The organism is Pseudomonas sp. SAS7 (assembly GCF_052112345.1).
Classification (GTDB): Bacteria; Pseudomonadota; Gammaproteobacteria; order Pseudomonadales; family Pseudomonadaceae; genus Aquipseudomonas; species Aquipseudomonas putida_Q.
This window is the reverse complement of record NZ_JBEGGO010000007.1, coordinates 302,523-321,107: the sequence shown is the minus strand read 5'-3', so window position 1 is coordinate 321,107 and position 18,585 is coordinate 302,523. Positions and strand designations below refer to the sequence as shown.

At 63.4% G+C, this 18,585-nt stretch carries 21 protein-coding genes, 1 pseudogene and 1 riboswitch; of the genes and pseudogenes, 18 read left to right on the top strand and 4 right to left on the bottom strand.

The window, feature by feature from the left end:
• Nucleotides 1–167 precede the first annotated feature (167 nt).
• A riboswitch (cobalamin riboswitch) is annotated at nucleotides 168–388 on the top strand.
• Between the two features lie 120 nt (nucleotides 389–508).
• The 16 genes from cobO (at nucleotide 509) to ABI582_RS14075 (ending at nucleotide 13,532) form a co-directional block, all read left to right on the top strand.
• Nucleotides 509–1,120 (top strand): cob(I)yrinic acid a,c-diamide adenosyltransferase, encoded by a 612-nt coding sequence (cobO, locus tag ABI582_RS14150; RefSeq protein WP_338746341.1) that lies wholly within the window; start codon nucleotides 509–511, stop codon nucleotides 1,118–1,120.
• Nucleotides 1,117–2,412: a cobyrinate a,c-diamide synthase gene (locus tag ABI582_RS14145; RefSeq protein ID WP_442119478.1), complete on the top strand. Its 1,296-nt coding sequence runs from the start codon at nucleotides 1,117–1,119 to the stop codon at nucleotides 2,410–2,412. The genes cobO and ABI582_RS14145 overlap by 4 nt, the downstream gene beginning before the upstream one ends.
• Nucleotides 2,409–3,059, top strand: coding sequence for a 5,6-dimethylbenzimidazole synthase (gene bluB / locus ABI582_RS14140; RefSeq protein ID WP_016501100.1), 651 nt, complete (start codon nucleotides 2,409–2,411; stop codon nucleotides 3,057–3,059). The genes ABI582_RS14145 and bluB overlap by 4 nt, the downstream gene beginning before the upstream one ends.
• A complete protein-coding gene (cbiB, locus tag ABI582_RS14135; protein ID WP_442119477.1) occupies nucleotides 3,056–3,964 on the top strand; it encodes an adenosylcobinamide-phosphate synthase CbiB in 909 nt (302 codons plus the stop codon). The genes bluB and cbiB overlap by 4 nt, the downstream gene beginning before the upstream one ends.
• Nucleotides 3,957–4,949: a threonine-phosphate decarboxylase CobD gene (cobD, locus tag ABI582_RS14130; RefSeq protein ID WP_442119476.1), complete on the top strand. Its 993-nt coding sequence runs from the start codon at nucleotides 3,957–3,959 to the stop codon at nucleotides 4,947–4,949. Before cbiB ends, cobD begins: the two co-directional genes overlap by 8 nt.
• Complete coding sequence (locus tag ABI582_RS14125; RefSeq protein WP_338746346.1) at nucleotides 4,946–6,400, top strand: cobyric acid synthase; 1,455 nt, start codon at nucleotides 4,946–4,948, stop codon at nucleotides 6,398–6,400. Before cobD ends, ABI582_RS14125 begins: the two co-directional genes overlap by 4 nt.
• A gap of 1 nt (nucleotide 6,401) precedes the next feature.
• Nucleotides 6,402–6,923 carry a bifunctional adenosylcobinamide kinase/adenosylcobinamide-phosphate guanylyltransferase gene (gene cobU, locus ABI582_RS14120; RefSeq protein ID WP_442119475.1) on the top strand — a complete coding sequence of 174 codons (522 nt, stop codon included), beginning with the start codon at nucleotides 6,402–6,404 and terminating at the stop codon, nucleotides 6,921–6,923.
• Complete coding sequence (cobT, locus tag ABI582_RS14115; RefSeq protein ID WP_442119474.1) at nucleotides 6,920–7,975, top strand: nicotinate-nucleotide--dimethylbenzimidazole phosphoribosyltransferase; 1,056 nt, start codon at nucleotides 6,920–6,922, stop codon at nucleotides 7,973–7,975. The genes cobU and cobT overlap by 4 nt, the downstream gene beginning before the upstream one ends.
• Nucleotides 7,972–8,538: an alpha-ribazole phosphatase family protein gene (cobC, locus tag ABI582_RS14110; RefSeq protein ID WP_442119473.1), complete on the top strand. Its 567-nt coding sequence runs from the start codon at nucleotides 7,972–7,974 to the stop codon at nucleotides 8,536–8,538. Before cobT ends, cobC begins: the two co-directional genes overlap by 4 nt.
• 1 nt (nucleotide 8,539) lies before the next feature.
• Nucleotides 8,540–9,262 (top strand): adenosylcobinamide-GDP ribazoletransferase, encoded by a 723-nt coding sequence (locus ABI582_RS14105; RefSeq protein ID WP_442119472.1) that lies wholly within the window; start codon nucleotides 8,540–8,542, stop codon nucleotides 9,260–9,262.
• Between the two features lie 208 nt (nucleotides 9,263–9,470).
• Nucleotides 9,471–10,586, top strand: coding sequence for a glycoside hydrolase family 5 protein (locus ABI582_RS14100; protein ID WP_442119471.1), 1,116 nt, complete (start codon nucleotides 9,471–9,473; stop codon nucleotides 10,584–10,586).
• Nucleotides 10,587–10,647: 61 nt separating this feature from the next.
• Nucleotides 10,648–11,052, top strand: a complete 405-nt coding sequence (locus ABI582_RS14095) for a MarR family winged helix-turn-helix transcriptional regulator (RefSeq protein ID WP_086974172.1) — start codon at nucleotides 10,648–10,650, stop codon at nucleotides 11,050–11,052.
• A gap of 64 nt (nucleotides 11,053–11,116) precedes the next feature.
• A complete protein-coding gene (locus tag ABI582_RS14090; protein WP_016501091.1) occupies nucleotides 11,117–12,319 on the top strand; it encodes an MFS transporter in 1,203 nt (400 codons plus the stop codon).
• Nucleotides 12,316–12,438, top strand: coding sequence for a hypothetical protein (locus ABI582_RS14085; protein WP_338746351.1), 123 nt, complete (start codon nucleotides 12,316–12,318; stop codon nucleotides 12,436–12,438). Before ABI582_RS14090 ends, ABI582_RS14085 begins: the two co-directional genes overlap by 4 nt.
• A gap of 46 nt (nucleotides 12,439–12,484) precedes the next feature.
• Nucleotides 12,485–13,036 carry a glutathione peroxidase gene (locus ABI582_RS14080; RefSeq protein ID WP_442119470.1) on the top strand — a complete coding sequence of 184 codons (552 nt, stop codon included), beginning with the start codon at nucleotides 12,485–12,487 and terminating at the stop codon, nucleotides 13,034–13,036.
• Between the two features lie 358 nt (nucleotides 13,037–13,394).
• Nucleotides 13,395–13,532, top strand: coding sequence for a hypothetical protein (locus tag ABI582_RS14075; RefSeq protein WP_442119469.1), 138 nt, complete (start codon nucleotides 13,395–13,397; stop codon nucleotides 13,530–13,532).
• 31 nt (nucleotides 13,533–13,563) lie between these two features.
• On the opposite strand, the gene ABI582_RS14070 is transcribed toward ABI582_RS14075, so the two are convergent.
• Nucleotides 13,564–13,824 carry a DUF2798 domain-containing protein gene (locus ABI582_RS14070; protein WP_016485290.1) on the bottom strand — a complete coding sequence of 87 codons (261 nt, stop codon included), beginning with the start codon at nucleotides 13,822–13,824 and terminating at the stop codon, nucleotides 13,564–13,566.
• A gap of 115 nt (nucleotides 13,825–13,939) precedes the next feature.
• On the opposite strand from ABI582_RS14070, the gene ABI582_RS14065 reads away from it, so the two are divergent.
• A complete protein-coding gene (locus ABI582_RS14065) occupies nucleotides 13,940–14,869 on the top strand; it encodes a LysR family transcriptional regulator (protein ID WP_442119468.1) in 930 nt (309 codons plus the stop codon).
• A 42-nt stretch (nucleotides 14,870–14,911) separates the two neighbouring features.
• On the opposite strand, the gene ABI582_RS14060 is transcribed toward ABI582_RS14065, so the two are convergent.
• The 3 genes from ABI582_RS14060 to ABI582_RS14050 all read right to left on the bottom strand — a co-directional run bounded on the left by ABI582_RS14060 (nucleotide 14,912) and on the right by ABI582_RS14050 (nucleotide 17,281).
• Nucleotides 14,912–16,177 carry an OmpP1/FadL family transporter gene (locus ABI582_RS14060; RefSeq protein WP_338746355.1) on the bottom strand — a complete coding sequence of 422 codons (1,266 nt, stop codon included), beginning with the start codon at nucleotides 16,175–16,177 and terminating at the stop codon, nucleotides 14,912–14,914.
• A 147-nt stretch (nucleotides 16,178–16,324) separates the two neighbouring features.
• Nucleotides 16,325–16,807, bottom strand: a complete 483-nt coding sequence (locus ABI582_RS14055) for a hypothetical protein (protein WP_086974753.1) — start codon at nucleotides 16,805–16,807, stop codon at nucleotides 16,325–16,327.
• 249 nt (nucleotides 16,808–17,056) lie between these two features.
• Complete coding sequence (locus ABI582_RS14050) at nucleotides 17,057–17,281, bottom strand: hypothetical protein (protein ID WP_016501083.1); 225 nt, start codon at nucleotides 17,279–17,281, stop codon at nucleotides 17,057–17,059.
• Between the two features lie 946 nt (nucleotides 17,282–18,227).
• Here ABI582_RS14050 and ABI582_RS14045 point away from each other — a divergent pair.
• A pseudogene (locus ABI582_RS14045) lies at nucleotides 18,228–18,566 on the top strand (sel1 repeat family protein); the annotation flags it as partial.
• Nucleotides 18,567–18,585 lie beyond the last annotated feature (19 nt).

Sequence of the window (18,585 nt, the reverse complement as noted above, 5' to 3'; positions counted from 1 at the left end):
GGCCTGCGTTCGGCCTCCTGAAGTCGCGAAGATCAAAAGCCAGATCAAAAGCCAGATCAAAAGCAGATCAAAAGCAGATCAAAAGCCAGATCAAGAGCAGGAGCAAGATCAAGAGCATATGTCGCGGTCGCACCCGCTTCGATTGACGCTCCGGGTGCAACCCTCTAACCTTCGCGCGTGTTTCAGGTGCCCTGCCAGCCCCCACTGGGCAGGGTGAAACTGGGAAACCGGTGGGCGCCAGCATGGCGCGATTCCGGCGCTGCCCCCGCAACGGTAGGTGAGTAGAAGGCCGCGCAGGGCCACTGGATGCCAGCATCCGGGAAGGCGCGCAGGCCAGGGCCAAGCCCCGCTCACAAGCCCGGAGACCGGCCTGAAACTGTCAACGGCATCACGGAGGGTGATGCGCGGTGCACCGTGGCGCCCTGCCATGGCCCCTGCGCGTTCTCCGTCTGCCTGCCTATTACCTGTCGCCACGCCTTGCCGTGGTGCCAGCCTGCGGAGAACCCTGATGAGCGAACCCACCGAACGCGACGAACGCCACTTGGCGCGCATGCAGCGCAAGAAGGCGGTCATCGACGAACGCATCGCCAATTCCCCCAACGAATGCGGCCTGCTGCTGGTGCTGACCGGCAATGGCAAGGGCAAGAGCAGCTCGGCCTTCGGCATGCTCGCGCGCGCCCTGGGCCATGGCATGCAGTGCGGTGTGGTGCAGTTCATCAAGGGCCGCAACAGCACCGGCGAAGAGCTGTTTTTCCGCCGCTTCCCCGAACAGGTACGCTACCACGTGATGGGCGAAGGCTTTACCTGGGAAACCCAGGACCGCCAGCGTGACATCGCCGCCGCCGAAGCCGCCTGGGCGGTGTCGCGCCAGTTGCTGCAGGACCCAAGTGTGCAATTTGTGGTGCTGGATGAACTGAATATCGCCCTCAAGCACGGCTACCTTGACCTGGACCAGGTAATGTCCGACATCCAGGCCCGTCCGCCCATGCAGCACGTGATCGTCACTGGCCGCGCTGCAAAGCCGGAGATGATCGAACTGGCCGATACCGTCACCGAGATGGGCATGCTCAAGCACGCCTTCCAGGCCGGTATCCGCGCACAGAAGGGCGTCGAACTGTGAGTCAATCGCGCCACTGCCCCGCCGTGTTGATTGCGGCACCGGCCTCTGGCCAGGGCAAGACCACCGTCACTGCTGCCCTGGCCCGCCTGCACCGCAACCTCGGGCGCAAGGTGCGGGTGTTCAAGTGTGGGCCCGATTTTCTGGACCCGATGATTCTCGAACGGGCCAGTGGCGCACCGGTGTACCAGCTGGATTTGTGGATGATCGGTGCCGACGAAAGCCGGCGCCTGCTGTGGGACGCGGCAGGCGAGGCCGACCTGATCTTGATCGAGGGGGTGATGGGGCTGTTTGATGGCACCCCGTCCAGTGCCGACCTGGCGCGCCACTTCGGCGTGCCGGTGCTGGCGGTGATCGACGGCACGGCCATGGCCCAGACCTTCGGTGCCCTGGCCCTGGGCCTGGCGCGTTACCAGGCCGACCTGCCGTTCGCCGGCGTGCTGGCCAACCGGGTAGGCAGCCTGCGCCACGCGCAACTGCTCGAAGGCAGCCTGACCGAAGGCCTGCGCTGGTATGGCGGCTTGTCCCGCGAGCGCGGCATCGAGTTGCCCAGCCGCCACCTTGGGCTGGTGCAGGCCAGCGAACTGAACGACCTGGATGCCCGCCTGGACGCCGCGGCCGAGGCGCTTGGCGCCAGTTGCGACGCAACCTTGCCACCGCCGGTGACTTTTGCCGAACCCGAACCGCAAGCCTGTGCTGCCTCGCTGGCTGGCGTGCGCATTGGTGTGGCGCGAGACGAGGCGTTCGCCTTCACCTATGGCGCCAACCTAGAACTGCTGCGCAACCTGGGCGCACAGCTGGAATTCTTCTCGCCGCTGCATGACAGTGAACTGCCGGTGGTGGACAGCCTGTACCTCCCGGGTGGTTATCCCGAGCTGCATCACCACGCCTTGGCTGCCAACGCGCCGATGAGCGAGGTAATCCGCGCCCATCATGCTCAGGGCAAGCCGTTGCTGGCTGAATGTGGCGGCATGCTGTACCTGCTCGATGCCCTGACTGACGTGGCCGGCGAGCGTGCCGAACTGCTCGGCCTGCTGCCGGGCGAGGCGACCATGCAGAAGCGCCTGGCGGCCCTGGCCTTGCAGGCGGTGGAGCTGCCGGAAGGTACCCTGCGCGGTCACACCTATCACCACTCGCTGACCAGCACGGCGCTGGACCCGATTGCCCGTGGCCTCAGCCCCAACGGCGGGCGTGGCAACGAAGCGGTGTATCGCCTGGGCCGGTTGACGGCCTCCTACGTGCACTTCTACTTCCCTTCCAACCCCGATGCGGCGGCGGCGCTGTTGCGACCATGAGCGAACACGCTTACAGCGACGCCGAACGCGCCGCGATCTACCGCGCCATCGGCGAGCGCCGCGACATGCGCCATTTTGCCGGTGGCCAGGTGGCGCCGGAGCTGCTTGGCCGCCTGCTGGCGGCCGCGCACCAGGCGCCCAGCGTCGGCCTGATGCAGCCCTGGCGTTTCATCCGCATTACCCAGCGTGACTTGCGCACCCGCATCCAGGCCCTGGTGGAGGCGGAGCGGCTGCGCACCGCCGAAGCGTTGGGCGAGCGGTCGGATGACTTCATGAAACTGAAGGTAGAAGGCATCAACGACTGTGCCGAGCTGCTGGTAGCGGCCTTGATGGACAACCGCGAGCCGCACATCTTCGGTCGTCGCACCCTGCCGGAGATGGACCTGGCCTCGCTGGCCTGCGCCATCCAGAACCTGTGGCTGGCGGCCCGTGGCGAAGGGCTGGGCATGGGCTGGGTGTCGCTGTTCGACCCCTTGGCGCTGGCGGCACTGTTGGGCATGCCTGATGGAGCCAAGCCGGTGGCGGTGCTGTGCCTCGGGCCGGTGACCGAATTTTACCCGGCCCCCATGCTGGTGCTGGAAAACTGGGCCGAAGAACGGCCTTTGAGCGAGCTGCTGTACGAAAACCAATGGGGAGAGCGCCAATGAGCGTGGCCTTGCTGACCATGGCCGGGGTGGCCCTGGATGCCTTGCTGGGCGAACCGCAGCGGCGCCACCCGCTGGTGGCCTTCGGCAATATGGCCGGCAACCTGGAGCGCCGTCTGAATGCAGGTGGCCGCGGCTGGCGTAGCCACGGCGTCAGTGCGTGGTTTCTGGCAGTGGTGCCGCTCACCCTTGTGGCGCTGATCCTGTCCTGGCTGCCCTATATTGGCTGGCTGGTGGATGTGCTGGCGCTGTACTGCGCCCTGGGCCTGCGCAGCTTGGGTGAACATGTGCTGCCGGTGGCCAACGCCTTGCGCCAGGGCGACCTGGAAGAAGCGCGGCGCCGCGTCGGCTACCTGGTCAGCCGCGAAACCCGCGAGCTGGACGAGCCCGCCGTGGCCCGGGCGGCCACCGAGTCGGTACTGGAAAACGGCAGTGACGCGGTGTTCGCCGCGCTGTTCTGGTTTGTGGTGGCCGGTGCGCCGGGCGTGGTGTTGTACCGCCTGAGCAACACCCTGGACGCCATGTGGGGGTATCGCAACGAGCGCTTCGAGCGCTTCGGCTGGTGCGCGGCGCGCATTGACGACGTGCTCAACTATATTCCCGCAAGGCTGGTGGCGCTCACCTACGCACTGCTGGGCAGGACTCGCCTGGCTCTGGCCTGCTGGCGCAAGCAAGGCCCGTTGTGGGACAGCCCCAACGCCGGGCCAGTGATGGCCGCCGGTGCCGGTGCACTCGGGGTAGAGCTGGGTGGCCCGGCGGTTTACCACGGCGAACTGCATGAGCGGCCCCGCCTGGGTGAAGGGCCGATGGCTGACGCCGATGCCATCGAGCGTGGCTGGAGCCTTGTGCAGCGCGGCGTGTGGCTGTGGCTGTTGTTGATTTGCCTGGGGGCCTACATCAATGCTTGAACACGGTGGCCGCCTGCTGCGTGCGGTGCAGCAATACGGTATCCCTCGCGAGCAGTGGCTCGACCTGTCCAGTGGCATCGCGCCCTGGCCATTCCCGATCCCGCCGATACCCACTGATGCCTGGGCCCGCCTGCCAGAGACCGAGGACGGCCTGGAAGAGGCTGCCCGTGCGTATTATGGCGCCCGCCAGTTGCTGCCGGTGGCAGGCTCCCAGGCGGCGATCCAGGCTTTGCCGCTGCTGCGTGCGGCTGGCCGGGTAGGGGTGCTGTCGCCGTGCTATGCCGAACACCCATATGCCTGGCATCGGGCGGGCCATCAACTGGTCGAGCTGGAGGAGGCGCAGGTCGAGGCGACGCTCGACAGCCTCGACGTGCTGGTGCTGGTCAACCCCAACAACCCGACCGGGCGGCGGGTGCCGCGTGAGCGCCTGCTGGGCTGGCATGCCCGCCTGGCTGCCCGTGGTGGCTGGCTGTTGGTCGATGAGGCGTTCATGGACAACACCCCGGCGGATGGCGTGGTCGATTGCGCCGAGCGCCCAGGGCTGATCGTGCTGCGCTCGTTCGGCAAGTTCTTTGGCCTGGCCGGGGTACGCCTGGGCTTCGTCGCCGCCGAGCGCAGCCTGTTGCTGCGCCTGGCCGAGCTGCTTGGCCCCTGGACGGTCAACGGGCCAACCCGGGTGCTGGCCCAGGCCAGCCTGGCCGACACGCCTGCCCAGCGCGTGCAGATTGACCGTTGCGCTGCCGCCAGCCAGCGCTTGGCCACATTGCTGTCCAGCAACGGCCTTGCACCCAGCGGTGGCTGTGACCTGTTCCAGTACGTGCGCAGCGAGCGCGCCGGGCAGTTGCATGACTTTCTCGCCCGCTGCGGCATCCTGGTGCGTTTGTTTGAACACCCACCGGCCGTGCGCCTGGGGCTGCCGGAATGTGCGGCGGACGAACAGCGCCTGGCCCAGGCCCTGGCGGGCTATCAAAAGGAATCGGCATGACCACCCTCATGGTGCAAGGCACCACCTCCGACGCCGGCAAGAGCACGCTGGTAACTGCCCTGTGCCGCTGGCTGTTGCGCCAGGGCGTTGGCGTGGTGCCGTTCAAGCCACAGAACATGGCGCTGAACAGCGCGGTGACGGCCGATGGCGGTGAAATTGGCCGCGCCCAGGCGGTGCAGGCGCAGGCGTGCCGGCTGGCACCCCACACCGACATGAACCCCGTGTTGCTCAAACCCAACAGCGATACCGGCGCCCAGGTGATCATCCACGGGCGTGCGGTCACCAGCATGAACGCGGTGGCTTACCATGACTACAAAGCCATTGCCATGCAGGCAGTGTTGGCTTCGCACCAGCGCCTGAGTGCCGCGTACCCGGTGGTCATGGTCGAGGGCGCGGGCTCGCCGGCCGAGATCAACCTGCGTGCCGGCGACATCGCCAACATGGGGTTTGCCGAAGCGGTGGACTGCCCGGTGATCCTGGTTGCCGACATCAACCGCGGCGGCGTGTTCGCCCACCTGGTGGGCACGCTGGAATTGCTGTCGCCCAGTGAGCAGGCCCGGGTCAAAGGCTTTGTCATCAACCGTTTCCGGGGTGATATCGCCTTGTTGCAGCCGGGGCTGGACTGGCTGGAGCAACGCACCGGCAAGCCAGTGCTGGGCGTGCTGCCTTACGTCACCGACCTGCACCTGGAAGCCGAAGACGGCATCGATGTGCGCCAAGGCGCCAAAAGCGAGCGCGTGCTCAAGGTGATCGTCCCGGTATTGCCGCGCATCAGTAACCACACCGACTTCGACCCGTTGCGCCTGCACCCGCAGGTCGACCTGCAGTTCATTGGCCCAGGCCAGCCGATCCCGGCTGCCGACCTGATCATCCTGCCGGGTTCCAAGAGCGTGCGCGGTGACCTGGCGCAGTTGCGCGCGCGCGGTTGGGACAAGGCCATCGAGCGGCATCTGCGCTACGGTGGCAAGCTGATCGGGATCTGCGGCGGCCTGCAGATGCTTGGCCGCGACGTGCATGACCCGCTGGGGCTCGAAGGGGCTGCAGGTTCAAGCCCGGGGCTGGGCCTGCTCGATTACGCCACGGTGCTGGAGGCCGAGAAGCAACTGCGCAACGTAGCCGGCACGCTGAACCTTGAAGCAGCACCGGTTGGCGGCTATGAAATTCACGCTGGCGTCACCACCGGCCCTGCACTGGAGCAACCCGCCGTGCAGCTGGCCGATGGCCGCTGTGATGGCGCTGTCAGTGCCGATGGCCAGATCCTCGCCACCTACCTGCACGGCCTGTTCGAGGGCAGCCAGTCGTGTGCTGCGCTGCTGCGCTGGGCTGGGCTGGAGGATGTGCAGAGCATCGATTACGAAGCCCTGCGCGAACGCGACATCGAGCGCCTGGCCGACCTGGTGGAAAAGCACCTGGACACCGCGCACCTGCGCCAACTGTGTGGGGTGGCCTGACATGCAGAGCCTGATCCTCGGTGGCGCCCGCTCCGGCAAGAGCCGCCTGGCCGAACAGCTGGCCAGCGCAAGCGGCCTGCCAGTGACCTACATCGCTACCAGCCAGCCGCTGGATGGTGAAATGAACGAACGCGTGTTGCTGCATCGCCAGCGCCGTCCCGCAGACTGGGGGTTGATCGAAGAGCCGCTGGCCCTGGCCGCAGTACTGCGCGCCGAAGCGGCCGAAGGGCGCTGTCTGCTGGTGGACTGCCTGACGCTGTGGCTGACCAACCTGCTGATGCTCGAAGACGACCAGCGCCTGGCCGAAGAGCGTGATGCCCTGCTGGCCTGCCTGGAACAATTGCCTGGCACCGTCATTCTGGTCAGCAACGAAACCGGCCTGGGCGTGGTTCCCATGGGCGAGCTGACCCGGCGCTATGTCGACCTGGCTGGCTGGCTGCACCAGGCCGTGGCCGAGCGCTGTCAGCGCGTGGTGCTGACCGTGGCCGGCCTGCCCCTAATGCTCAAAGGAGCTGCACTATGACTCAAGCCTGGTGGCGCGACGCCTGCCAATCCCTCGACAACGCCGCCATGGACCAGGCCCGCGCCCGTCAGCAGCAGCTGACCAAACCTGCCGGTTCACTCGGCCAGCTGGAAGGCCTGGCCATTCAGCTGGCGGGCCTACAAGGGCGTGAACGGCCAACCCTGGACCAGACTGCCATCAGCATTTTTGCGGGTGACCACGGTGTGGTCGAAGAAGGTATCTCGGCCTACCCGCAGGCGGTCACCGGGCAGATGCTGCGCAACTTCGTCGGCGGTGGTGCGGCGATCAGCGTATTGGCGCGTCAGCTGCAAGCCAGCCTTGAAGTGGTCGATCTGGGCACCATCGACCCTCATCTGGAACTGCCCGGTGTGCGCCACCTGCGCCTGGGTGCCGGCACGGCCAACTTCGCCCGTCAGCCCGCGATGACCGAGGGGCAGCTGCACGCTGCCTTGCAGGCAGGCCGCGACAGCGCCCTGCGTGCCGCCGAACAGGGCGCGCAGCTGTTCATCGGCGGCGAGATGGGTATTGGCAACACCACGGCCGCCGCTGCCTTGGCCAGCGTCCTGCTAGGCTGCCCGCCTGCTGAACTGAGCGGCCCGGGCACCGGCCTGGACAACGCTGGCGTGCGGCACAAGGCCGAGGTCATCGAGCGGGCGCTGAGCCTGCATGGCCTGCAGGCCGCAGACCCATTGCAGGCGCTAGGTTGTGTCGGCGGTTTCGAGATCGCGGCCTTGGCCGGGGCCTATATCGGCTGCGCGCAGGCGGGCATCGCCGTGCTGGTGGACGGCTTCATTTGTAGCGTTGCCGCCCTGGTGGCGGTGGGCCTCAACCCGCAGTGCCGGGCGTGGTTGCTGTTTGCCCATCAGGGCGCGGAGCCTGGGCACAGGGCGTTGCTGGATGCATTGCAGGCTGAACCGCTGTTGGCGTTGGGCCTGCGTCTGGGCGAGGGCAGTGGTGCTGCGCTGGCCGTGCCGCTGTTGCGCCTGGCCTGTGCACTGCACGGGCAGATGGCGACCTTTGCCGAGGCCGCTGTGGCGGACCGCCCGGCATGATCCTCGACCTGCTGCGCCACGGTGAAACGGAGCAGGGCGGCCTGCGCGGCAGCCTGGACGATGCCCTCACCGACAAGGGCTGGGCGCAGATGCGCAGCGCCGTGGCCGAAGCCGGCCCGTGGCAGGTGCTGGTCAGTTCGCCGCTGCAGCGCTGTGCGCGTTTTGCCGATGAACTGGGTGGGCAGCTTGATTTGCCTGTGCAGCGTGAACCAGGTTTGCAAGAGCTGCATTTCGGTGACTGGGAAGGCCGTAGCGCGGCGCAGATCATGGAAGATCAGGCGGATGCGCTGGGGCACTTCTGGGCGGACCCGTACGCCCACACCCCGCCCAATGGCGAACCGGTGCAGGCATTCGCCGAGCGCGTGCTGGACGCTATCGAGCGTTTGAGTCGCCAGCACGCAGGTAAGCGGGTGCTGCTGGTCACCCATGGCGGGGTGATGCGGTTGCTGCTGGCCCGGGCGAGAGGCTTGCCGAAGGAGCAGTTGCTGCAGGTTGAAGTCGGGCATGGGGCGCTGGTGCGGCTGGTGATGGGTGGCGACGGTCAACTGGCCGAGGAACACTGAGATGCTGCCGTTCTGGATTGCCTTGCAGTTCCTCAGCAGCTTGCCCGTGAGCCTGCCGGGCATGCCGGAGCCGCGTGAGCTGGGGCGTTCGCTGCTGTTCTATCCGCTGGTCGGGCTGTTGTTCGGGCTGCTGCTGTGGCTGGCCAGCCTTCTGCTGCAGGGTACGCCAGCGCCGTTGCATGCAGCTTTGCTGCTGACGGTGTGGGTGTTGCTCAGTGGCGCCTTGCACCTGGACGGCCTGGCTGACAGCGCCGATGCCTGGTTGGGTGGTTTCGGCGACCGTGAGCGCACCCTGCAGATCATGAAAGACCCGCGTAGCGGGCCGATTGCCGTGGTTACCCTGGTGCTGGTGCTGTTGCTGAAGTTCTGCGCCTTGTGGGTGCTGGTGGAGCAGGGCATAGGGGCGCAATTGCTGCTGGCGCCCTTGATTGGGCGCGCGGCGATGTTGGGCCTGTTCCTCTGGACGCCTTATGTGCGGCCTGGCGGGTTGGGCCAGGCGTTGGCCGAGCACTTGCCCCGACCTGCAGCCGGGTGGGTGCTGCTGGGCATTGCACTGTTCTGCCTGGTCTTGGGCGGCTGGGTGGTGGTGCTGGCGCTGGCGGTATTTGCCTGGCTGCGGCATCTGATGTGCCGGCGCCTGGGTGGCACCACCGGTGATACCGCTGGGGCGCTGCTGGAGTTGCTCGAATTGGCAGTGATACTTGGCCTGGCCTTGGGCCTTTAATCACTCGGCAAGGCCGCTCCTACAAGAGCATGTGTCTTGCCGGTAACGAGGGTGCAGTAACTTCTGGCAACGGTTCGGTAAGTCCTGCATCTCCATTGTCATCGTATTCTCAGACTCCCCCATCCAACCAGGCAGGCTTCCCGTGCGAAACCGGATCTTCGCCAGTCTCTTGGTGCTGTCCAGCCTTCCAGCCACTGCGGCAGATCTCATGGCATTCTGGGACGCGCCACGCCACGGCGGCAACAGCTTCAACCGGCTGCCTCCCGATCAAGCCTACTTCGATGCCCTCAAGGGGTATGGCGCGACATGGGTACGGTTGTCGTACGACAAATGGCAACCGGTAGAACGTGATTTCCTCCTCGGTAACGCCGATGCCTATCAAGGCTTGCCCGCCGCCGACTTGGCTACGCTGCGCGCCACCCTCGATCGTGCTCATCAGGCGGGGCTCAAGGTGGTCATTGCCCCTCTCTCGCTACCCGGTATGCGCTGGTCGCAAAACAACCAGGGCCAATTTGATGATCGGCTGTGGCAAGACAAGCGCTACTGGTCCCAGGCTATGACCTTCTGGCGGGACATGGCGCGCGAACTGAAGGGCCACCCGGCCATTGCCGCTTACAACCTGGTCAATGAACCCGCCCCGGAAAAACAGGGCGGCTTGGCCGAACACGCCGAACTGGGGCAAATGCAGCAGTGGTATGTGAAAGAGCAGGGCACCACGCGCGATCTGCCGTTGCTGTACCGGCAACTGATAGCGGCAATTCGCGAGGAGGACGCCGACACGCCGATCATGGTCGATGCGGGCTGGTATGCCGCCGCAGACGCCTTCGGCTACTGGCCTGCCCCCCTGGAAGACCCGCGAGTACTGTACAGCGTGCACATGTACGAACCCTATGCCGCTACCAGCGCGCCCAACATGGCACGTAAGCACCCCATCGCCTACCCCGGCCCCGCACCCTTCGCCGGGCAGACACAGCAGTGGGATGGGCAACGCGTTGAGCGCTATTTGCGCCAGCCGCTGGCATGGGCCGAAACCATGGGCCTGCCGCGGTCGCGGCTGGTGGTAGGCGAATTTGGCTGCATGCGCAGGCTACCGGGTTGCTCGCAGTATCTGGAAGACGTACTCACCGTGCTGGATCGCAACCAGTTGCACTGGGCTTTCTATAGCTTCCGTGAAGACAACTGGGACGGCATGGACTACGAACTGGGTTCGGCAAAGGTGCCGTGGCGCTACTGGCAGGCGATCGAGCAAGGTGCGCCAGACCCTTTGGCGCGCAAGGCCACGGCTGAGTTCGAGCCGATTCGAAGGCGCTTGAACACGGAATGATGCGTTTCTCCAGCTGTGAAACTTCTTGCAACAGTGACGACGCGGGTATATACACGTATCCATGCTGACCAGTGAATGCATCTGTACCCATCTGCGTCGCGCCGCCCGTGGGGTGAGCCGGCATTACGACGAGGCCCTTGCCGGCTTCGGGGTCAATGTCGCGCAGTTTTCCCTGCTACGGCACCTGCAGCGGCTTGATCGCCCCAGCATCACTACCTTGGCCGAGGCCATGGGCCTGGAGCGCAGTACCCTGGGCCGTAACGTGCGGGTGCTGGAGGCTGAAGGGCTGGTGGCCCTGGCTGATGGCGACGACCAGCGCAACCGCGTAGTGCTGCTGACGGAGGCTGGAACGCAGTTGCTGCGCGACGCGCATCCGGCCTGGGAACAAGCCCAGATCGAACTGGTGGAGCGGTTGGGCGCAGGGCAGCGGGATGAACTGGTGCGTTTACTGGGCCAACTGGCCTGATTTGATACGACTATAAGCGGGTATATACCCGTAAAAACCTTGCGATGTGCTGGAGATAACGACAATGACTTCGGTGTGGCGAACCAGCGGGTGGGTATTGGTAGGGGCGGCTTTGATTCTGGCGCTGTCTCTGGGGGTGCGGCACGGCTTTGGTCTGTTTCTGGCGCCGATGAGCGCCGATTTTGGCTGGGGCCGTGGGGTGTTCGCCTTTGCCATTGCCTTGCAAAACCTGATCTGGGGGCTGGCGCAACCGTTCGCCGGTGCCTTGGCCGACCGTATGGGGGCGGCGCGGGTGGTGATCATCGGCGGAATTCTTTACGCCGCCGGTCTGATCCTCATGGGCATGGCCGACTCTGCCTGGTCGTTGTCGCTCAGTGCCGGTTTGCTGATCGGCATCGGCCTGTCCGGCACATCGTTCTCGGTCATCCTCGGCGTGGTCGGGCGTGCGGTGCCGGCAGAGAAGCGCAGCATGGCCATGGGCATTGCCAGCGCCGCCGGTTCGTTTGGCCAGTTCGCCATGCTGCCGGGCACCCTAGGCTTGATCCAGTGGCTGGGTTGGTCCGCAGCGTTGCTGGTGCTGGGCCTGATGGTGGCATTGATCGTGCCCTTCGTCGGCCTGCTGCGTGACCGCCCGCTTCCCAGCCATGGCGCCGAACAGACCCTGGGCCAGGCGCTGCGCGAAGCGTGCTCGCATTCCGGCTTCTGGTTGCTGGCGCTGGGTTTCTTCGTGTGTGGTTTCCAGGTGGTTTTCATTGGCGTGCACCTGCCGGCCTACCTGGTTGACCAGCACCTGGCCGCCACCACTGGTACCACGGTGCTGGCGCTGGTCGGCCTGTTCAATATCGTGGGTACTTTCACGGCTGGCTGGCTGGGTGGTCGCATGTCCAAGCCGCGTCTGCTGACCGGGCTGTACCTGCTGCGAGCAGTGGTGATCGTATTGTTCCTCTGGGCGCCGGTGAGTGCGTTCAGTGCCTACCTGTTCGGCATCGCCATGGGCCTGCTGTGGTTGTCCACGGTGCCGCTGACCAACGGCACCGTGGCTACATTGTTCGGGGTGCGTAACCTGTCCATGCTCGGCGGTATCGTCTTCCTGTTCCACCAGCTGGGTGCCTTCCTCGGTGGCTGGTTGGGCGGGGTAGTGTATGACCGTACCGGCAGCTACGACCTGGTGTGGCAGATTTCCATCCTGCTCAGTCTGTTGGCCGCTGCCCTGAACTGGCCCGTGCGCGAACGGCCGGTTGCGCGCCTGCAGGCCCAGGCCGCATGAGCCGCTACCTGGCCCGCGGGTTGCTGGCCTTTGGCGCGCTGGTGCTGCTGGCGCTGGCGTGGTGGGGGTGGCACCAGGGTGGGATGGCATTGATGCAACTGGGCATGAGTGTTTGTTAGGCGCTACCCTGCAAGCTCAAGGATTGTCTCGCAGGAGAAACGAATCATGCGTGCTCATTGGTTGACAGTGCCGTTGTTGGCTGTGCTTGCCAGCGCTTCGAGCTGGGCTGCCGATTGCCCGGCGGTGTTGCAGGGCAGCCTGCCGGAATTGCGTGGCAAGGGGCAGGTCGACCTGTGCCAGCGCTTTGCCGGCAAGCCTTTGGTGGTAGTCAACACGGCCAGCTATTGTGGTTTTGCACCGCAGTTCGAGGGGCTTGAGGCGACGTACAAGGAGTATCACGAGCAAGGCCTGGAAATGCTTGGTGTGCCGTCCAATGACTTCAAGCAGGAAGATGCCGACAGCGAGAAGACTGCCAAGGTTTGCTATGCCAACTATGGCGTCACCTTCACCATGACCAAGACGCAGGCCGTGCGGGGCAAGGATGCGATACCGCTGTTTGCTGAGCTGGCCAGCCAGAGCAGCGCGCCGAAGTGGAATTTCTACAAGTATGTTGTCGATCGTAAGGGCAAGGTGATCGGTAACTTCTCCAGCCTGACCAAACCGGATGATCCGGAATTCCGCGCAGCCATCGAGAAGGCCATCGCTTCGCAGCAGTAATCGGGCTGATCTTGATCTTGCTCTTGCTCTTGCTCTTGCTCTTGCTTTGGCTTCTAAGCGCGCGAAAGTTCAGGCGACGCAGATTGCGACTTCAGGAGGCCGAGCGCAGGGCTTGCGGAGGGAGGTGACGGGCATGGATGCCCGTCAAGCGCTGGGCCCCAGGATAGGGCCTGCAGCGCGGTCCTCCCGGGAGCAAGCCCGGAGCGAGGGGACCCCGGAGCGTAGCGCAGGGGCCGGATGATGGGAGCGGACGGCTTTGGTTACTTTGGCCAAGATGTAGAGACCGGACACATGGTGGACACGTGTACGGAGACATGGTTGACACTTTCTGGCAGCCCAACTTGCCAGGATTTTCACCATGCCCGTCACCTCCCTCCGCAAGGCCTGCGTTCGGCCTCCTGAAGTCGCGAAGATCAAAAGCCAGATCAAAAGCAAGATCAAGATCAAGATCAAGATCAAGATCAAGAGCCGGAGCCGGAGCCGGAGCCGGAGCTGAAGCTGAAGGCGTGGCTCGGCTTCTGATTACTTCATTTTGCATGCACCGTAATCGCCACCAACCGCACCACCACCGGCCTGACCATCAACACGCAAACGAACGCCACTGGCATCGCCAATTGATAGGCCTTCAACACATTGCTCAGGTACTGCGCAGTAACGCCGGCATTCGCCGCAGTGATCACGAAGCACATCAGCAGCGCCATGATCGACGACATGAAAAAGGCAAAAACGTAAGGCGTAGCGCCCGGGTGCAATTTGCGTCGGCTGCGCGACTGGGACAGGTTGCTCATGTGAACTCCTGAAAGGTGAGTGGACGCGCAGGTTAACAATCCCCTCGGCCGCCGCTGTAGACCAGCCTCGCTGAGTTCTTTATAAAGAGATTCTTACGAATCCAAGAGCTCTCGCATGGACCTGCTCAACGCCATCCGCAGCTTCATCAAGGTGGTCGAGGCCGGCAGCATCGCCGGCGGCGCCCGTAACCTGGGCCTTAGCCCGGCAGCGGTCAGCCAGAACTTGGCGCGCCTTGAGGGCCATCTGCAGGTGCGCCTGCTCAGCCGTACCACCCGCAGCATGGCGCTGACGCCAGCAGGCACGCAGTATTACGAGCGTGTCAGGCATATCGAACGTGACCTGGCCCTGGCTGAGCAGGCCATCACTACGCCAGACAGTGAACCCCAAGGGCGGCTTTGCATTGCCTCCACATCCGCGTTCGGCCGCCACGTGCTGGCGCCACTGATACCCGCTTTCAGTGCCCGCTATCCACTGCTTTCGATAGAGTTGGTAACGACTGATCGTCGGGTCAACCACGCCCGTGAAGACGTCGACGTCAGCCTGCGCATTGCTCCGCAACTGGAAGACCAGCTGTTGGCCCGGCACATCGCCCGTATCCCGTTCATTTGCTGTGCCTCGCCCGGTTACTTGCAAAACGCTGGGGTGCCAGGCTCGCCCGAGGCGTTGCGCGATCACCGTTGCCTGGTGTTCCGTTACCCGGTGGATGGGCGGTTTTTGCGCTGGGGCTTCATGCGCGATGGGCTGCGTTTTGAAGCGGAGTTCGGCAGCGTACTGATCAGCGACGATATTGACGCCCTGACCCAGATGGCGCTGCACCATGGCGGCATCACCCGCCTGGCCGAGTTCATTGTGCGACCGCACCTGGCTAGCGGGGCGCTGGTGCCGTTGTTCGAGTACAGCGACAGTGGCCAGGCCTACGCCCAGACCGAACCGATGGATATCTACCTGTGCCTGGCCGACCGTTTCGCCATGACCGCAAAAGTGCGTGTGTTCATGGATTATCTGCGTGAATGCCTGGGGGACAGTTGGCAGGTACAGGCATGAAAAAACCGCCACGAGGGCGGTTTTTAATGGGGTACGTACGAATCAGAAGCGGTAGGTGAGGGACGCACCGATACCGTGAGCGCTGTTTTCGTACTTGGCCTGGTAGCTGCCTTTGGTTGCGCTCACCAGGTTGACCTTGGTGTCTTCTTCCCACAGGTAGGAATAGGCCACGTCGATGGTCATGTCGTCGTTCGGGCTCCAGCCAGCACCCAGGCTGAACACCTTGCGATCGCCAGTAGGGATGCGTGGTGAACGGTCGTGGTTGTTGGTTGGCGATTGGTCGACGGTGAAGCCGGTGCGCAGCACCCACTCCTTGTTGACCTTGTACGACGCACCAATGGCGTGGGCCCAGGTGTCATGCCAGTTCTGTTCTTCGGTGATGGTCTGGAACGCCGAACCTGCCAGTGGCGCCGGCACATCGTTCTGCACGGTGATGTCTTTCAGGCGGCTCCAGCGGGTCCAGGTGCTGCCTGCATACAGGGTCCACTGGTCGTCCAGTTCATGGGTAACCGAGAGGTCGACCGATTCCGGCGTCTTGATCTTCAGCGTGGCGTCGAACTTGTTGCCGTTGAACGGCCCGATCAGCGGGGTGCTGACGCGGGTCTTGCCCTCGAGCTTGTAGTCGACCATCGAATGGTAGGTCAGGCCTACGCGGGTACTGTCAGTGGCCTGTACCAGGATACCGATGTTGTAGCCAACGGCGGTATCGTCACCCTTGATCTTCACTTCGCCGTCATTGCGGCCCGGGGTGAATGGGTTGATCAGGCTCGAGCCCAGTTCCCCTTCGATGCGGTTGATGGTGGGGCCAAACCCGATCGAGACCTTGTCATTGAAGGCATAGCTGACGGTCGGCTGGAACGTGACAACCTGTACGTGGCTCTTTTTGCCCCAGTAGCGCGCGGCGTCATCGCTGCCGTAGTCGGTTACCAGGCCAAACGGTACGTAGACACCGAAGCCGACGCTCCAGTGGTCATCGATCGGCTTGACGTAGTAACCCATGGGTACGCCAACGAAAGGCACCATGTCACCATCGGTTTCCCCCCCGAGGTTGCTGCCGCGGCCCGAGATGTCGGACTTGGCGATGACGGCGGCGGCGCCCACGGTAGCCTGTTCGCGTTTGAGGCGGGACATGCCGGCCGGGTTGCCAAACACGGTGCTGGCATCATCGGCAGAAGAAGAACGTCCCGCGAAACCTGTCCCCATGCTGCTGATGCTCTGTTCGTTGAGCGCGAAGCCGCTGGCGAGCAGTTGGCTGGAAGCAAGCGCAATCGCTACGCCGAGGGAGGTTTTGAGCATTACTTTTTTCATTATTAGAAAACTCCTTGGGATCTCCGGGGCGAAAAGCTACCAACAAATCACGCGCTGCGCCATAGCCTCAATCGCTGAAGATAGAGCGGTTTTGTAGGACAATCCGACCAAAATTCCATTTTTTCAAGTAATGTTGTAGGACGCTTCTTAAGATACCTGTGGCAATCTCTGATCTATGCAGGTATGCCAGGCATGAGTGAAGTCGCGCAAGCGACCTTGGGGGTGAAAAATCTGACGCCAGATTCGGGCTAGCGCCAATAGGTCGTCAGCCGCAGGCAGTGGCGTGGCCTGCTCTTCGACGAGCATCCAGGCAATTGCAGTGGAATAGCGCAGGTTGACGGTGAGTTCCAGGTGCGGGCCACCGAGGAAGGCGTGCTGGCTGGCCAGGCCGCGCACAAGGCTGGCCAGGTCGGGGTCGCGAGCCAGGTAATCGTCCCAGAGTGCCTGATGACGGTGTTCGCCAATGCGGTACAAGCCGTGGCCGCGCCGGTCATGCAAGGCTGAGCCGAGTGCCGACTGGCTGGCAGCAATACCCAGCAACAAGGCTTCGGCGCTGGCGCAGTGACGGTTCAGGTAGACCAGGGTCGGTCGGATCACATACTGACACAATTCATTCGCCGCAATACCCATGATGCCCTCGAGCAAGTAAGGGCCGGACGGGCGCTGGAGCTTGGCAGCTGGTGAAGGATCAGGCCCGCCGGAAGCGGTAAGCACCGCTCGAGTTGAAGTGTAGTGTGATAATCGTGGCGTAAAGACCTGTTTTTAAATCGATTGCTGCCTGACGTGCCGGGCTATATGCCCGGAGGCAATTACGCCAAGAACGTTCAGGCAGGCTTGCGATGGTATGATTCAGCGCTTGAATGCCCCGGTATTCGCCACTCACGCGGTGAGCGATTGGCGAGTCCGGGCGATGACCGCCTGTAGCGGTTCATTGCGGCTGTACTGTTCATGGTACAGGCGCTCGGTGTGGCAGGCGACGCCGTGTTCGTCTACCAGGGTGAAGCTGAAGCTGCCCTTGCGTGGGGCAACGATAAGGCACTTCAACGGCGAGAAGGCCTGGGAGAGGGTGCCAATGGCAGCCTGAATTTGATGATGAGTTTGCATATTGTTGGAGGTTCCTGCTTTAAACACGGAGGATATGATCCGTGCATGATAGAAACGTTCCAGTGACGCCTTTATTAAGGGACGAACGAACCTGACTGGAACAAAGCAGCCAGAGAGAGCGCAATCAAAAGTGGGCGCTGGGGCTGACTGGTAGGTACTTCGGAAGGCAGGCAGCACACCGGGGCCAAGGTTCTAGGCCGTCGGGTGGAATCCTGATCAATCTGTCACGTGATTCGTGCTTGAGCAGCCTTAGGCTGGCGAAGTGAATCATCGAATGGGCCGTCCTGCTTTCAGCAGCGCACTCTTGGGGGGAGTGTGTCTGCAAGGACGATTTGGCCCGAATTGACTTTCAGCTTGGTACTAACGAGGGGCACCTTACCGGAAATGCCGGCGCTTGGCAAGCACTACGTTTGTTCAGGTTAGCCGAGCAGTATGGCGCTTAATTGCAGTGCTGTGAAGAGGGGCAAATGGCCCGTATCCAGGCGGATGTACCCATTTCGTGCACGCTAATGACGATTAATGGTGCACTTGTTCACATTGGGGGCAGCGGTTGTAACGGGTCGGCAACACCCCGCAACAGCCTCGCCAATGCCTTGACTGGGCGGTTAAGTCAATGAAAAAAAACACTATTTTTAGCTGGTGAAAAAATCGTCAGTTTGAGACAAAGCCCCAATTCACGGGGCTTTGCGGGGTGTGTGATGGGGTTGTCCACCGAGTTATCCACAGGAACTGTGGATTGTCCCAGGCGCTTGCTCTAGAACGGGCGTGCCAGCATTGCAATGAACTGTCCGACAATCCACATGCCGCGACAGACCGGTTGGTCATCCACCGGAAAACGTCAAGAAAAGATCACTGAATTTTTTTTCAATCCTCCAGAAATCGACAGGTCACGGCGGAAAAAAAAGAGTAGAGTGGCGCGCCTTTCGAGTTGCCAAACCTGTTGCTCATGAAGTTTCGCGGTAAACACCTCGCCAGCCCTGCTGCATCGACGCCTCTTCCAGAACGCTTTTCCTTGAAGGTTGCCTTGTGGCTGCTCGACAGCCCGCGCCTGGGCGACAAGCTGCAGGTCAAGCACCTGGCCGGGCGGCTGCTGAAGCAGCCAGCGCGTCAGGGCGTGGTGGTAGCACAGAGCCGCTTGGGGCAGATGCTGTGCCGCGATTGCGGCAACGCCCGCGACCGGCGTATTGGCCATGAACTGCTGCGTCAGGCGGCCCGCGCCGGTGATCGGCGAGCACAGCTGGAGTATGCGCGGCTGTGCGAGAACAACGATCCGGACCCGGCGAAGTGAATGCTCCTACAAGCTC

Bases quoted from the DNA above. Each gene is read 5' to 3' on its own strand.
- ABI582_RS14075 (WP_442119469.1), top strand. From the start codon at position 13,395: ATGCCCGTCACCTCCCTCCGCAAGGCCTGCGTTCGGCCTCCTGAAGTC.
- ABI582_RS14060 (WP_338746355.1), bottom strand. From the start codon at position 16,177: ATGAAAAAAGTAATGCTCAAAACCTCCCTCGGCGTAGCGATTGCGCTT.
- ABI582_RS14090 (WP_016501091.1), top strand. From the start codon at position 11,117: ATGACTTCGGTGTGGCGAACCAGCGGGTGGGTATTGGTAGGGGCGGCT.
- cbiB (WP_442119477.1), top strand. From the start codon at position 3,056: ATGAGCGTGGCCTTGCTGACCATGGCCGGGGTGGCCCTGGATGCCTTG.
- cobD (WP_442119476.1), top strand. From the start codon at position 3,957: ATGCTTGAACACGGTGGCCGCCTGCTGCGTGCGGTGCAGCAATACGGT.
- ABI582_RS14050 (WP_016501083.1), bottom strand. From the start codon at position 17,281: ATGCAAACTCATCATCAAATTCAGGCTGCCATTGGCACCCTCTCCCAG.
- ABI582_RS14105 (WP_442119472.1), top strand. From the start codon at position 8,540: ATGCTGCCGTTCTGGATTGCCTTGCAGTTCCTCAGCAGCTTGCCCGTG.
- ABI582_RS14125 (WP_338746346.1), top strand. From the start codon at position 4,946: ATGACCACCCTCATGGTGCAAGGCACCACCTCCGACGCCGGCAAGAGC.
- ABI582_RS14085 (WP_338746351.1), top strand. From the start codon at position 12,316: ATGAGCCGCTACCTGGCCCGCGGGTTGCTGGCCTTTGGCGCGCTGGTG.
- ABI582_RS14100 (WP_442119471.1), top strand. From the start codon at position 9,471: ATGGCATTCTGGGACGCGCCACGCCACGGCGGCAACAGCTTCAACCGG.
- bluB (WP_016501100.1), top strand. From the start codon at position 2,409: ATGAGCGAACACGCTTACAGCGACGCCGAACGCGCCGCGATCTACCGC.
- ABI582_RS14070 (WP_016485290.1), bottom strand. From the start codon at position 13,824: ATGAGCAACCTGTCCCAGTCGCGCAGCCGACGCAAATTGCACCCGGGC.
- ABI582_RS14055 (WP_086974753.1), bottom strand. From the start codon at position 16,807: ATGGGTATTGCGGCGAATGAATTGTGTCAGTATGTGATCCGACCGACC.
- ABI582_RS14065 (WP_442119468.1), top strand. From the start codon at position 13,940: ATGGACCTGCTCAACGCCATCCGCAGCTTCATCAAGGTGGTCGAGGCC.
- ABI582_RS14095 (WP_086974172.1), top strand. From the start codon at position 10,648: ATGCTGACCAGTGAATGCATCTGTACCCATCTGCGTCGCGCCGCCCGT.
- cobO (WP_338746341.1), top strand. From the start codon at position 509: ATGAGCGAACCCACCGAACGCGACGAACGCCACTTGGCGCGCATGCAG.
- cobU (WP_442119475.1), top strand. From the start codon at position 6,402: ATGCAGAGCCTGATCCTCGGTGGCGCCCGCTCCGGCAAGAGCCGCCTG.
- cobC (WP_442119473.1), top strand. From the start codon at position 7,972: ATGATCCTCGACCTGCTGCGCCACGGTGAAACGGAGCAGGGCGGCCTG.
- cobT (WP_442119474.1), top strand. From the start codon at position 6,920: ATGACTCAAGCCTGGTGGCGCGACGCCTGCCAATCCCTCGACAACGCC.
- ABI582_RS14080 (WP_442119470.1), top strand. From the start codon at position 12,485: ATGCGTGCTCATTGGTTGACAGTGCCGTTGTTGGCTGTGCTTGCCAGC.